The 13,242-nt window shown below is 44.1% G+C and carries 14 protein-coding genes; 9 read left to right on the top strand and 5 right to left on the bottom strand.

Features of this window, described 5'->3' with window-relative positions; all coding sequences use genetic code 11:
• The first annotated feature begins 1 nt into the window (after position 1).
• The 6 genes from L0992_20135 to L0992_20160 all read left to right on the top strand — a co-directional run bounded on the left by L0992_20135 (position 2) and on the right by L0992_20160 (position 5,775).
• Complete coding sequence (locus tag L0992_20135; GenBank protein ID XGB70322.1) at positions 2-1,057, top strand: TRAP transporter substrate-binding protein; 1,056 nt, start codon at positions 2-4, stop codon at positions 1,055-1,057.
• A gap of 135 nt (positions 1,058-1,192) precedes the next feature.
• Positions 1,193-1,666, top strand: a complete 474-nt coding sequence (locus L0992_20140; GenBank protein ID XGB70323.1) for a TRAP transporter small permease — start codon at positions 1,193-1,195, stop codon at positions 1,664-1,666.
• Between the two features lie 9 nt (positions 1,667-1,675).
• A complete protein-coding gene (locus tag L0992_20145; protein XGB70324.1) occupies positions 1,676-2,944 on the top strand; it encodes a TRAP transporter large permease in 1,269 nt (422 codons plus the stop codon).
• 14 nt (positions 2,945-2,958) lie between these two features.
• Complete coding sequence (locus L0992_20150; GenBank protein ID XGB70325.1) at positions 2,959-4,104, top strand: mandelate racemase/muconate lactonizing enzyme family protein; 1,146 nt, start codon at positions 2,959-2,961, stop codon at positions 4,102-4,104.
• Between the two features lie 134 nt (positions 4,105-4,238).
• On the top strand, positions 4,239-5,147 hold the full coding sequence (locus L0992_20155) for a 2-dehydro-3-deoxygalactonokinase (GenBank protein XGB70326.1): 909 nt from the start codon (positions 4,239-4,241) through the stop codon (positions 5,145-5,147).
• Positions 5,137-5,775 carry a 2-dehydro-3-deoxy-6-phosphogalactonate aldolase gene (locus L0992_20160; protein ID XGB70327.1) on the top strand — a complete coding sequence of 213 codons (639 nt, stop codon included), beginning with the start codon at positions 5,137-5,139 and terminating at the stop codon, positions 5,773-5,775. Before L0992_20155 ends, L0992_20160 begins: the two co-directional genes overlap by 11 nt.
• 111 nt (positions 5,776-5,886) lie before the next feature.
• On the opposite strand, the gene L0992_20165 is transcribed toward L0992_20160, so the two are convergent.
• Together L0992_20165 and L0992_20170 are read right to left on the bottom strand one after the other, a co-directional pair.
• Positions 5,887-6,861, bottom strand: coding sequence for a Gfo/Idh/MocA family oxidoreductase (locus L0992_20165; protein XGB70328.1), 975 nt, complete (start codon positions 6,859-6,861; stop codon positions 5,887-5,889).
• A gap of 3 nt (positions 6,862-6,864) precedes the next feature.
• Positions 6,865-7,179, bottom strand: coding sequence for an antibiotic biosynthesis monooxygenase (locus L0992_20170; protein ID XGB70329.1), 315 nt, complete (start codon positions 7,177-7,179; stop codon positions 6,865-6,867).
• A 106-nt stretch (positions 7,180-7,285) separates the two neighbouring features.
• Here L0992_20170 and L0992_20175 point away from each other — a divergent pair, with 106 nt between their 5' ends.
• Positions 7,286-8,224, top strand: a complete 939-nt coding sequence (locus tag L0992_20175; protein ID XGB70330.1) for a LysR family transcriptional regulator — start codon at positions 7,286-7,288, stop codon at positions 8,222-8,224.
• A 43-nt stretch (positions 8,225-8,267) separates the two neighbouring features.
• Here L0992_20175 and L0992_20180 read toward each other — a convergent pair whose 3' ends face one another.
• The 3 genes from L0992_20180 to L0992_20190 form a co-directional block, all read right to left on the bottom strand.
• Entirely contained in the window at positions 8,268-9,476 is a 1,209-nt protein-coding gene (locus tag L0992_20180) for a winged helix DNA-binding domain-containing protein (GenBank protein XGB70331.1), read from the bottom strand.
• A gap of 34 nt (positions 9,477-9,510) precedes the next feature.
• Positions 9,511-10,158, bottom strand: coding sequence for a DsbA family oxidoreductase (locus L0992_20185; protein XGB70332.1), 648 nt, complete (start codon positions 10,156-10,158; stop codon positions 9,511-9,513).
• A gap of 180 nt (positions 10,159-10,338) precedes the next feature.
• The gene (locus L0992_20190) at positions 10,339-11,136 is read right to left on the bottom strand and encodes a Cof-type HAD-IIB family hydrolase (GenBank protein ID XGB70333.1); all 798 of its coding nucleotides are present in this window, start codon (positions 11,134-11,136) and stop codon (positions 10,339-10,341) included.
• 409 nt (positions 11,137-11,545) lie between these two features.
• Here L0992_20190 and L0992_20195 point away from each other — a divergent pair, with 409 nt between their 5' ends.
• Together L0992_20195 and L0992_20200 are read left to right on the top strand one after the other, a co-directional pair.
• Positions 11,546-12,577: a glycosyltransferase gene (locus L0992_20195; protein XGB70334.1), complete on the top strand. Its 1,032-nt coding sequence runs from the start codon at positions 11,546-11,548 to the stop codon at positions 12,575-12,577.
• On the top strand, positions 12,574-13,239 hold the full coding sequence (locus tag L0992_20200; GenBank protein XGB70335.1) for an START domain-containing protein: 666 nt from the start codon (positions 12,574-12,576) through the stop codon (positions 13,237-13,239). The genes L0992_20195 and L0992_20200 overlap by 4 nt, the downstream gene beginning before the upstream one ends.
• The last annotated feature ends 3 nt before the right edge of the window (positions 13,240-13,242 follow it).

Here is a 13,242-nt window from a genome sequence, read left to right on the forward strand (position 1 = left end):
TATGTCTAGAACCGGAAAAATTCTAGCCATTGGTGGGGTGTTTGTCGCCTCAATCATTGGTGCAGCTATTGCTACAAATTCTCAAGGAAATAACCAATCGAGTATTGCAGCAGGTGAATCTCAAGTTCAAACATTACGTTTCAGCATGAGCTCTAATAACAAACACCCTATCTATGATGGTGCTGCTAAGTTTAAAGAAATTGTTGAGAAATTTACTGAACTGAAGGTGGATATATACCCTTCAGCGCAATTAGGTGATGACCGTGCGGCGATTGAAATGCTGCAATTAGGAACACTTGACGTATCTATTCCATCGACGGGTCCACTGGCTAACTTCTACCCTGAATACAATGTGTTCGACCTTCCCTTTATGATCACCAGTGAAGATGTCGCAGATAAAGTGCTACGCAGCGAATTTGGTGACGACATGCTGAAAAGACTGGAGTCAAAAGGCTTAGTCGGCCTGGATTTCTGGGAAAATGGCTTCCGTCATGTCACTAATTCACGTCGTGCTGTGAAATCGATTGAAGATGTGAAAGGCCTAAAGATCCGTACTATGGAGAGCCCACTTCACCTAGACGCATGGAAAGCGATGGGCGCAACCCCAACGCCGATGGCTTTCAACGAATTGTTCACAGCGTTACAGCAAGGCACAGTTGATGGGCAAGAAAACCCATATCCGAATATCGCACTAAACAACTTGTTCGAAGTACAAGAAACCTTATCAAACACAGGCCATGTATACACACCATTGGCTTTAATTGTTAGCCAAGCGACATGGAACAAACTAAGCCGTCACGATCAAAGGGTTCTGCGCCAAGCCGCTATTGATGCTGGCGACTACGAGCGTCAAGTTAACCGTCGAGTCAATCTTGAAAGCTTGGATGTTATTAAACAAAACATGGAAGTCGTAACGCTAACACCTGAAGCACTGGTTGGCTTCCAAGAAGCGACTAAGCCCGTTATTGAGAAATACACACCAATCATTGGCAAAGATGTTGTCTCCGCTTTCCAAGAACAAATTAAAAAAGCTGAAAACGAATTAGCTGCTCAGTAACTTAAGCCATCACTTAACATTTAGACCATTACATTATTAATACTGACTATTTTAATGATTAACCCTCAATAACTATCATTAATAAATAATAAACAAGTAATAGGTCTAATTAATAAGTGAACAAGGAACCTTATTATGTTGAATTGGTTAGATAAGTATTTTGAAAATACGATAGCCGTAATACTGCTCGTTATTATGACAGCGGCAATATTCTTACAAGTAGTATCCAGAACATTCGATTATTCAATTGCTTGGACTGAAGAGTTAGCTCGCTATTGTTTCATTTGGTTAGTTTATATCGGTATCAGCTTTGCTGTCGCGAAAAAGAGCCACATAAAAATAGAAGCCATAGCAATGTTAATTGATGAGAAGGAAAAAAAGTACCTAAGCCTATTTTCGGACTTCGTCTTCTTAGCATTCTCTGTTGTTATTTTATTTAAATCAACGCAAATGGTGGCGAACCTATATTACCTAGGTCAAACATCACCAGCACTTGGGTTGCCAATGTGGATCGTTTATCTAGCTGGCCCAGTAGGCTTTGCACTGACATCAATCAGGTTGATTCAACAGATGGTATCCACCACTGATGACATCAAAACAGCGAAATAGGAGGTAATCATGTCAGTATTTATTTTGTTTGCGACTTTCGCACTACTCGTTATTGCCTCTGTGCCCATTGCTATCTCATTGGGTATGGCAACGCTACTCACCATTATTTCAACCGGCACCTTAAGCGTTGATTTTCTTGTGAGTACCTTAATCACCTCTGTCGATTCTTTCCCAATTATGGCAGTACCATTTTTCATCTTAGCGGGTGACATCATGGGCAGCGGCGGTATCTCGCAACGTTTGGTGAACTTTGCTAACTCATTAGTGAAAAACATCACGGGTGGCTTCGCGATTGCTTCAATCATTACATGTATGTTCTTCGCTGCTATCTCGGGCTCTGGCCCAGCTACGGTAGCAGCGGTTGGCGGCATCATGATTCCAGCGATGATCAAGTACGGCTACGACAAGGGCTTTGCAACCGCGGTTGTCACAGCAGCTGGTGCGATTGGTGTCATGATTCCACCAAGTATCCCAATGGTGATGTACGGCGTATCTGCAGGCGTATCAATTGGCGACTTATTCATTGCAGGCATCATCCCAGGCATCTTGGTATCGCTTTGTTTGATGGCTTGGGCATACATCTACTCTAAGAAAAAAGGCTACAAAGGATCAGACGAACCATTTAGCTGGAAAGAGGTGTGGGCTCAATTTAAACACGCTCAACTCGCACTTCTTATCCCAGTAATCATTCTTGGTGGTATCTACGGCGGTATTTTCACCCCAACAGAAGCAAGTGTAGTAGCGGTGGTTTATGGCCTTATTGTGAGCTTATTCGCCTACAAAGAAATTACCTTTAAAGACTTACCAAAAATCTTCACTAAATCGGTGATTACTTCCGTGATTGTGTTGTTGATTGTGGGTACCGCGACTGCCTTTGGTAAGTACTTAGCACTTGAGCAAATTCCAACACAAATTGCTAACGCGATGCTTGAGTTCTCTGATAGCAAGGTGATCTTTATTATCTTGATGGTAGCACTACTGCTCGTTGTCGGCTGCTTCATGGAGACCGTTGCGGCAATCATTATTCTGACGCCAATCTTGGTTCCAGTGGCCATGCTATTCGGTTTCAACCCAGTACACATCGGCATCATCATGGTGGTGACATTGGCTATCGGGTTTATCACTCCTCCTCTGGGTCTAAACTTATTTGTTGGCTCGAGCGTTTCAGGGGTCTCTGTAGAGAAACTTTCTAAAGCCATTATCCCGTTCTTCTTAGCCATGATGTTAGCGTTAACGCTGATTGTATTTATTCCTCAGATATCTCTGATTCTGATTTAAGTAAGGTATTTATTGTGAAAATTATTGATGTCATTCCACACGCAATCTCAGTTCCACTAGAGACGCCATTTTACTTCGCACAAGGCTGGGTTCATAACCGTAGCTCAATGATCATCGAAATCGTTACTGATGAAGGGGTTGTTGGTTTTGGTGAAGCTCTATGTCACGGCCTACAGAGCCCACACATTGCGGCGGCATTTATTGAACATACCTTTAAGCCACTACTGCTCGGACGTAGCCCGTTCGACGTGGAAGTGCTTTGGGAAGAGATGTACAACGTGACTCGCCCATACGGTCAAGGTGGTTCTGCGGTGAACGCGATCAGCGGTGTTGATATTGCACTGTGGGATGTCATTGGGAAGGCTCTCAATAAACCAATTCACTCACTGATCGGCGGTGCTTTCCGCAAGGAAGTCACCCCTTACGCAACTGGCTTCTATCGTGTCGCAGACGCGAAATATCCAGAAGCAGCTATTGAGGAAGCACATCGCTATGTCGATAGTGGCTTTGAAGCGTTCAAACTCAAAATTGGATTTGGCGCAGATGAAGACATCACATTCATTCGTTCGATTCGTGAAGCAGTTGGTAATGATGTGAAGATCATGGCTGATGCTAATGGGGCGTACAACGCCGCTGCTGCACGTCGCATCATCAAAGAAACAGAAGAGTTCAACCTGTACTTCTTAGAGGAGCTGTTAGCTCCAGAAGACATTGCTGGCTATCAAGAAATCAAGAACCTTTCTACGACTTATATCGCCGCAGGTGAGCAACTGTTCGGAAAAATGGGCTACCGCCCTTGGCTTGAACAGAGAGCGTTAGACGTGATTCAACCTGATCTATGTTCTTCAGGTGGTATCACGGAATGTAAGAAGATTGCAGCAATGGCACAAGCAAACCACACCATGATGATTCCACACGTGTGGGGTTCTGGTATTGGTATTGCGGCCTCTTTGCAGTTTATTGCTTCACTTCCAAGTTCACCACTCTCACTCAACCCTATCGAACCAATGCTTGAGTTTGACCAATCTTCACATCCATTCCGCAAAGATCTCATTTGCGATGGCATTAAGATGGAAAACGGCAAGGTACAAATCTCTACCAAACCGGGCATCGGTGTCGATGTGAATACCGACATCATCAAGCAATACAAGGTTAACTAAAGAGGTAAGGTTAACTAAATAAACATAGTTAGCTAGACCCGAAACGTTAACGGTTCGACAAAGTAAACCGATAAAAATGTACATCAACTAAACCTAAAACTGCGCGTCTTAGGGCGCGTCTGTGGGCTGTAATTATGAATCAAAAAAACAAAATCAGTTGGCTAATTCTGGATTGGGGAACGACAAACTTTCGTGCCTTTGCCATGGATGAACAAGGACAGGTCGTTGATAAAACAGAACGCAAAATGGGACTGCTTCAGGTTGAAGATGGTGCCTTTGCAACCGAGCTTGAATCATTACTGAGTGAGTGGCTCGGCGAATACCAACACTTTCCAATTTATATGGCAGGTATGGTTGGTTCTGCACAAGGTTGGGTCAACGTCCCTTATGTTTCCACGCCAACCGATGTGGAGTCCTTAGCTCAAAACACCCATCAATTCGACCTCCCTTGGGGGGCAACAGCCACCATCATTCCGGGTGTCAGCCATTGTGATGAGCATGGCCACTACGACGTCATGCGTGGTGAAGAGGTTCAGTTGTTTGGACTTCTTGAGTTAGCAGACAAACCGACACTCGAAGCTGCCTTTCCGGGCACTCACAGCAAGCACGCAAATATTGAAGCGGGTAAGTTAGTCTCATTTTCAACCTACATGACTGGCGAACTTTTTTCTGCACTGTCGACACACACAATCCTAGGGCGTGGCTTACCTAAACAAGTCAGCTCTAACGCTGCTTTTGTAAAAGGGGTAGAGGAAAGCTCGAACCCGTCAATCACTAATCAGCTCTTCAAAGCCAGATCGCATCGTCTATTCGGCAATCTAGAAGAGAGTGAAGTGTTTGATTACTTATCAGGGCTGTTAATCGGCAACGAAGTACGAGAACTGCATCAAGAAAGCATCTACTTGGTGGGCGGAAAAGCCCTATCAGAACGCTATGACCAAGCATGTCGTCAGCTAAAAAAAACAACCGAATACGTGAATGGCGATGACACTTTCATCGCTGGAATGTTAAAAATTAAAGAGGCAATGAATAATGACAAATAAAGACTTTAACCTAAGTGATCACTTACCACTCGTTGCCATTATCCGTGGTGTAGAACCGGAAGATTGTATTCGTGTGACACAAATTTTGATTGAGGAGGGATTCTCAATGATCGAAGTGCCATTGAACTCACCAGATGCATTGACCAGTATAAAAATGCTAGTCGAACATTTCGGCGACGAATACTTAATTGGCGCGGGTACCGTTACCACACCAGAAAAAGCACGAGCTGTGATTGATACGGGTGCAAACTTAGTAGTAACGCCGAACTTCAACGAACAGGTCGTGAAAATGTCAGCGGCTGCAGGTTGCGTCAGCTTCCCTGGTGTTGTTACGCCAACAGAGGCGTTCGCTGCACTTGCTGCCGGCGCGACAGGGTTAAAACTATTCCCAGTTTCAGTGCTTGGCCTTGACGGCTTTAAGGCGTTGAATTCCGTGCTGCCTCCCGAAGCAATCTGCTTACCAGTAGGTGGAATCAACCCTACCATCGAGAGCATGAAGCCTTACTTAGACATAGGTGCGAAAGGCTTTGGTTTAGGGGCGTCACTGTACAAGCCTGGCTTATCTGACGACGAGATTCGCACCAATGCAAAAGCATTCAATACCGCCTTTAAAGCGTCTGTAGCTTAAGTAAGCTCACCCAAAAAGTAAGCAGAAGCAACAATACGGCTCATATTTATCTACGTGACTTTTTATCAAGTCATACAGAACAATATGAGTCGTATTTCTTTTATTAAGAAACTAGCTAGCCGCTTGTTCCCAATCCGTCAGTAACTTCATGATTACGCGAGAGTCTTGGTGAGTCGCCATGGGTGTTGCCAGTTGTGTGTCACCTCGCTCAACTGCTTGGCGAATATTACGCACTTGATAATGAAATCCATCGCCTTGCGCTTCGACTTTCACTTCACGTGACGATGTTTCATAGATCTCAACTGTAAATGTGTTGTCTTCGGTCGGTAGCCATGGGTTGGTGTCGAGTGTGATGCAGCCTTTGCTGCCTAAAATGGTAAAGCCATGCTTTAAGCCGTGGTCTTCTGCAGTATGAACTTGCGCAGTGAAGTGGTCATTGAAACGCATCATCGCCGATGATTCACAGATATTGCCATCTTGGCCACGTCGGCCGATTGCAGAGATCTGCAGATCATCAAACACACTTTCACCAAACTGGTGTTGTGCGACAGAGTGAATCAGCGACATTGGATAACAACCCAAGTTATACAGTGCCCCCTTGCTCGCAGGGTTAACGAACTGGGCAATCGCAGCGACGTATGAACCTTGAATAGAGCGAACTTCACCAATCTCACCAGTAGCTAATTCTTGATGAAGCTTGGCAATCAATGGATGGTGTAAGTACATCAAACCTTCTGCGAAGAATACGCCTGCTTCTTTCACCGCTAGCAGAGCTTGTTCGGTTTTTTCCATATCAACCGATAACGATTTTTCACACAGAATCGCTTTGCCTTTTTGAGCGGCTTTAATCACGTATTCGTGGTGAACGTGGTTAGGTAGCGCGATATAGATGATGTCGACCGACTCATCTTCAATCAAGGCTTCATAGCTGTTGAAGGTTCGTGTTGGTTGATACTGCGCGGCAAACTCATTGAGTGTTTTCTCTGTGCGACCAGCAACGGCATACAGTTCACTTTGAGCATCGCCTTTAATCGCATCCGCCATTACGCCTGAGATAAAGCTCGTCCCTAGAATTCCCCATTTCATGGCTTACTTCTCCTGCTCTTTTGATTCAAGCTGCGTTTCGAACGCCTGAACCAGTTCGGTAATATCACGCTCAATAAACGCTTGAGTGTGAGGCATTCCAAAGTGCTGATTGATTGCTTCACGGTTAACGTATTGCTCTAGCAAGATCACGCGATCGCTTTGGTTTTGATCATAGGTTGCTATTGCTTGTAGGCAACCCGACTCGCTCTGCATGTCTAAGCAAAACCGTTCGATGGCTTCAACCGCAGCCTCACGTTCAATGTTGGTTTTAATCTTAAGTTCAGCAGTAACAAAGATGGTTTCGTTTGTTTGAGGCATTTCACGCTCTTATTTTAGTTAATTATCAGTTTGTCATTAATATAATTAACCCCTAATAATTGATAAACTCACCTTTTGTTTATTATTTATCAACCAAGAGTGCTTAATGGATAAGTTAACTAGCATGAAAGTCTTCGTTTACGTGGTGGAGCAAGGTAGCTTTCGTAGTGCCGCCAACCACTTCAATCTATCGGCGACCATGATCAGTAAACATATCCATCACCTTGAATCGAGCCTTAACTCTCAGCTGATTCATCGCACTACGCGTAAGCAGTCTTTAACCGATTCAGGGCAGCTCTACTATCGAGAATGTAAACGAATTCTGGAAGACATCAGCAATGCTGAAAATCTAATTCAAACCTTAGAAAACCAACCTCAAGGCACGGTCAAAATAAACTGCCCAGTGACCTATGGGAACAAGGTGCTAGCCCCGATAGTGGCGAAGTTCCTTGCCAATAATCCGACAATTAATGTCGAGCTCGTACTGAACAACGACCTTGTTGATCCCTACTCTTCGGATATTGATTTAATTGTGCGAATTGGTGACCTGTCTGACTCGAGTTTAGTCGCTAGATATTTAGGTGATTACGAGATGTGTTACTGCGCAGCGCCTGAATACCTAAACCAACATGCCGAGATTCGTGTATTAGAAGATCTCGCACAGCACCCATCGCTTGGGTTCAGTTATAGCAGTCGTCGTGATGTGAATAGTCGAAATGCACAAACGCGGAGTGCGCAAAACAGTGAATCGCAACTCCTAGCCTCTCAGAACCACCACGCAACGCATAGCGCGGTGAATAAAGGGCAAGTTCGTTTGATGTCGAATAATGGGGATGTATTACGATATGCCGCCCTGCAAGGCGTGGGCGTGTTATTGCAGCCAACTATTTTTGTGTCAGAAGAGATTGAACGTGGTGCTCTACTTGAAATCTTGCCCGGCATGGCACCTTTACCTAAGCCGATTCACTTACTCTACAAAACCAAGCAACTGTCGTTGAAGAACAGAACCTTTGTCGAGTTCTTGTTGGCCGAGCTTGCTGAATAACGAGATGGTTTATGTAACTAGGACTTTTAAGCAGCGATAAACGTTAAACCGTTTGCCAATGACTCATCAAGCGCTTGCCAAGATCAGAGGGCGTGGTCTTATGGACGACCATCTCATCACATTGATTGAACACCATGAAGTGTTTTAGCTCATCACATAAGGCATGAACAAATGATTCATGTTTTTTGATTCGCTCTTCCATAACCAAGTTACGAATATTGAGTAAGCGACTCTTCCTATCAACTTTACAATCCATTCGTGCCACCAGCTCTCCTTGCCACAGAATCGGCAAACTAAAGTAACCAAACTGGCGCTTGGCTTCTGGAACATAACACTCAAGAAGGTAGTCAAAATTAAACAGTGATTGCATTCGCTTACGTTGAATCAACAGATTATCGAACGGAGACAGTATCTTTAACTTAGTTCGAGAAAGAGGCTGATTCAGAAGCTCAAACGCATTAGGCAACACATAATAATCAGCACCTTGAACATCCACCTTCACGACTTGTTTGTCTTCAAGCATCTGCTGGAGTGTCTTCTGTATCAGTGGTTTGGTGTTCTTAAGGAGGTAGCTCATTTCCGATGCGATTCCCACACCGTTCGCTTCTAAATAACGCGTGATCAGATGCTCGATATACTCTTGTTCAGTTGGTTCCGAGGTATCAATGCCACTCGGCAAAACTCGCTCGGTTAGGTCATACACCTTATGAAAGTTCACTCGACTTGGCACCATTAAGTCACCTTGCATAAACAAAGTCTCTAGCGCCTGTTTAGCCGGTTTACCGCCCCACCCGCCAGGGTTGGGTCTATCCCCTTCAAAATCTTTCGCCATCAATGGCCCTTCGTTCTCAATACGTTTGAGAACATGCGCCATGAGTGCGTCATCTTTTTTATACCAATGCTTAAGCTTACCGCTCGCAAACCCATTCTTTCGATGCAAGCTGAAACGATAGTCGCGCATGGGTAAATATGCGGCGGCATGCGACCAATACTCAAACACCTCTCGACGCTCTAACAGCTTATCCAGATGGTTCAGTTGGTAGTCTTGATTACGATTCCACAGCGTGTGATGGTGAGCTCGCTGAATCACAGAGATGGTATCAATTTGCACATAACCAAGGTTTTCAATTGCAGACAACGTGTTCGCCAAAGCGCCACCATTACGTTGCTTTTTAGGCGGTAGCTTCTTAGGTGGCAATTTTTGCGAAAGCAGTACAATTTTTTGCGCTTGTGCGAGTGAAAGTGATTCCATGAAATTCAGACTCTAATTGATACCAATGATCGGCTTATGATTCGGCCATAAGCTCTTGAAGGATTTGCTTGTACGTTTCGACCGTCTGCGCGCCTGTCACTGCACTCTTACGGTTGAATACCACAGTAGGAACTGCAGAGATGCCCATGCGCTGCCATTCAAACTCTTGCGCTTCAATTTGCTTTAAGTTGTCGGTGTTCTTCAAGCGTTTCAATGCCTTCGTTGAGTCTAAGCCAACCGCTTCAAGTTCTTGCGCAATCACCTCAAGATCAGACAGATCTTTCTGCTCTGAAAAGTGCGCAGTGAAGAAGCGTAGCTTTAAGTCGGTCTGTTTACCGTGTGCTAGAGCAAAATCGAGCAACACATGTAGATGACGAGAATTAACCATTCTCATGCTGTCATAGAAATTGAAATCGAAACCAACCGCTTGGCCACGAGCAGCAAGTTGTTCGCGTGAACTTTGGCTCTCTTCTGCACTAGAACCGTATTTTCTCATGATGTGCTCACGCAGGTTTTCACCTTCTTGCGGCATATCAGGGTTTAGCTCAAACGGCTGCCATTCAAGTTCAATTTGCTCCACTAAGCCAAGTTCCGTAATGGCTTGCTCTAAGTTTTTGTAGCCGACAACGCACCAAGGGCACATTACGTCAGAAATAATATCGAGTTGAAGTTTCTTGCTCATCGTCATTCCAAATGTGGTTGATTAGGTGTATCCAATTCGAAATTGATACCCATATTTCTGATCAGACTACAGCATACTGAACACTCGTTCAAATTTAACTCTATGCATCATTAGCGAACAAAAAAGCCGACTCATGTTAGTGAGTCGGCTTTGATAAAAATCGGATGGAGCTTAACCGCGTTACGCTAGCAGCTTCTCAAGCACTTGGAACACACCTGCATCGACGTTACTTGGCGCGCCAAAACGTGCGATCTCTTTCAACTTAGGGTGTGCGTTTTCCATTGCGTAAGAGTGGTAGCTCTCTTTAAGCATTTCGTAGTCATTCAGGTAATCACCAAAACTCATCGTCTGCTCGAAAGTGAAACCTAATGTGTTTTGTAGATGTTTGATTGCCGCCCCTTTCGACGCTTCAGCATTCATCACATCCAACCAAATTTTTGCACTCACAACCACTTGGTAATTGTCACCAAACTTGGCATTAATGCTTGGGTTCACTTTCTCTTGTGAGCCGTCGAAATGGCAGATAGCAACTTTGATGAATTCATCTTCTACCGCCAGTAAATCTTCTACTTGCTCACGGCGATGGTAGTACTTAGAGATCTCTTCTAAAGCACGCTCATCTTTGGTTTCGATGTATGCCGACTTCTTACCACACAGCACCACATGTGCACCTTCAATAGCACGCGCTTCTTTAATGATCTCTTTGATGGCATCTGTATCTAGCAAGCAGCTGTAAAGTTCTTGGCCTTTGTGCATCACTAATGTGCCGTTTTCAGCAACGAACATCATGCGATCTTTAAGTGGAGCAAAGGTTTCCATCAGGCTGTAGTACTGACGCCCCGATGCCGCGGCAAAAATAATGTCTTGAGCTTCTAAGCGCTCATAAAGATTGAAAAATTCCGGGTCTAATTTTCCGTGTTCATTAAGCAGAGTGCCGTCCATATCAGCAGCGATAAATTTGATGTTCTGTTGTGGCATTTCAGGGCTTACCTATAAGTAAAAATTAAAGTGTAAATTATGATTTTCGTTATCTTGTGTAACGGTTCTACGTTCGATTATATCGCTAGAGTAGCCAGTGAATGCAATGCTTATTTCTGAGCTCTATTAAATCGCTTCAAATATGGTTCAAACGCCAAACTGAACGGCCCGACATGTCGCTTTGTATGATTGAGTCCTACATATCTGAGGTGAACGAAAAGCCTCAAGGCTATACGCTCCTTAGATCTCTATCATTCTGTTTTTGACCACTGTAATCATGATTCTAGCTATCACTTCGACCTTGTTTTGCATCGTTACCATCAAGTTTTTAATCACACTTGCCAATTTAGCGCGCCATCGCGTTCACATTACGCCTAAAATTTCGTTGAACCGAACCAAGTGGCCAACCGTGTCCATTATTATCCCTGCGAGAAATGAAGAAGATAATATTGAGACCAGCCTCAGTTCGCTAATGAAGCAAAACTACCCAAGAGACAGGTTTGAAATCATCGTGGTTGATGATTTTTCTACTGATTCGACAAGAACTATTGTTGATAGGCTAATCGACGCGTCGAGTGTTAACGTTCGTTGTATATCAGGAAGAAAGTTACCGCCCAATTGGCTAGGGAAAAGCAACGCCTGCATGATGGGCTCACTGCAAGCAACCGGTGAGTATTTGTATTTTATCGATGCTGATACCAAGTCTGAACCCTTGATGCTACAGAGCGTTATCCATTTCGCCTCAAGACACAAAACGGATTTGCTGTCGTTCAACCCTAGACAAGCATTCACATCAACCGTTGAGAAAATCACCCTACCCGGCATATTTCTTTCAATCGCGTCTTATATGAACTTCAAGAACGCAAACGACAAGTCAAAAGCAGAAGCTATTGCTAACGGCCAAGCCATGCTTTTTACACGAAAGTCATACGATGCGGTAGGTGGACATACTGCGGTAGCCAGCGAGATATCCGAAGACATCGCTTTTGCAAAACTAATGAAGATGTGCGGACTAAAAACGTTTTGGGCTTTTGCGGACGAGCTCATGAGTACTCATATGTATTCCGACTTTGGTTCGATTTGGGCGGGCTTCTCCAAAAACATGAATCTTATTGTAAATTGCCAATCAAGATTCGGAGTACTTTTCGCATTCATAAAAACAAATGTCATTGCATGGGCAGTCCCGGTGATGTTGCTTGTATCAACTCAGCATTTCATCGGCGACCCGTCATCATTCAACACCTATTCCTTGGCGATCAATGCTCTGATGTTGCTCGCTTCCGTTGTCACTTATCTTATTTTGGTTAAAGAGCTCTTTATACCAGCTCGTTATGCGCTAACCGTACCTTTGGGGATTTCGTTGCAAAGCTTGTTGATTCTTAACAGCTATCGTTTATCAAAGAACAATAAAGTCACTTGGAAAGGGCGATCACTCTCATGATCAGTAAGATTCTAACTTTCATAATCATAGTGACGTCCTTTTCAGCTTTAGCGTCGGATGCCAATGAGTGGAAGCTCGTACGCGATAAAAAAGGCATCGAAGTCTACAACCGAAAAATTGAAGGTAACGACTTTAAAGAATTTCGTGCAGAAGCTGATATCAAAGCCAACCTTACTTCAATCATCGCTTTGTTTACGGATACTTCAGTAGGCACTCAATGGGTAGAGAACATTGATGAAATGGAAGAGATAGAACACTTTAGCGAAGTACACACGGTTACTAAAACCTATACAAAAGCGCCTTGGCCTGTCTCGGATCGTGAAGCTATTGTCGAAAACTTTATCGAGCAAGATCCAAACACATTAACCGTGATGATTACCCAACACGGCAGACCCAATTATCTACCAAATGACAACAAACGCATCGTAAGAGTGGCACATTTAGAGTCGCGATGGATTCTCACACCACTGGACAACAATACCACTCATATTTCTTATCAAGTGTTGAGTGACCCAGGAGGATCGATTCCATCTTGGTTAATTAATATGGTTGCGGTATCTCAACCTTACAAGACGCTTCTTGGTCTGTCTGAGATGTTGGATTCACATGCCTACTCTGAGCGTGCATTGGATTACATTAAGAACTATGAGCCAGCTGAGTAAGAG

The sequence above is a fragment of the Vibrio pomeroyi genome (assembly GCA_041879425.1).
Taxonomy (GTDB): domain Bacteria; phylum Pseudomonadota; class Gammaproteobacteria; order Enterobacterales; family Vibrionaceae; genus Vibrio; species Vibrio pomeroyi_A.

Bases quoted from the DNA above. Each gene is read 5' to 3' on its own strand.
- L0992_20135 (XGB70322.1), top strand. From the start codon at position 2: ATGTCTAGAACCGGAAAAATTCTAGCCATTGGTGGGGTGTTTGTCGCC.
- L0992_20140 (XGB70323.1), top strand. From the start codon at position 1,193: ATGTTGAATTGGTTAGATAAGTATTTTGAAAATACGATAGCCGTAATA.
- L0992_20145 (XGB70324.1), top strand. From the start codon at position 1,676: ATGTCAGTATTTATTTTGTTTGCGACTTTCGCACTACTCGTTATTGCC.
- L0992_20155 (XGB70326.1), top strand. From the start codon at position 4,239: ATGAATCAAAAAAACAAAATCAGTTGGCTAATTCTGGATTGGGGAACG.
- L0992_20160 (XGB70327.1), top strand. From the start codon at position 5,137: ATGACAAATAAAGACTTTAACCTAAGTGATCACTTACCACTCGTTGCC.
- L0992_20165 (XGB70328.1), bottom strand. From the start codon at position 6,861: ATGAAATGGGGAATTCTAGGGACGAGCTTTATCTCAGGCGTAATGGCG.
- L0992_20170 (XGB70329.1), bottom strand. From the start codon at position 7,179: ATGCCTCAAACAAACGAAACCATCTTTGTTACTGCTGAACTTAAGATT.
- L0992_20175 (XGB70330.1), top strand. From the start codon at position 7,286: ATGGATAAGTTAACTAGCATGAAAGTCTTCGTTTACGTGGTGGAGCAA.
- L0992_20180 (XGB70331.1), bottom strand. From the start codon at position 9,476: ATGGAATCACTTTCACTCGCACAAGCGCAAAAAATTGTACTGCTTTCG.
- L0992_20185 (XGB70332.1), bottom strand. From the start codon at position 10,158: ATGAGCAAGAAACTTCAACTCGATATTATTTCTGACGTAATGTGCCCT.
- L0992_20190 (XGB70333.1), bottom strand. From the start codon at position 11,136: ATGCCACAACAGAACATCAAATTTATCGCTGCTGATATGGACGGCACT.
- L0992_20200 (XGB70335.1), top strand. From the start codon at position 12,574: ATGATCAGTAAGATTCTAACTTTCATAATCATAGTGACGTCCTTTTCA.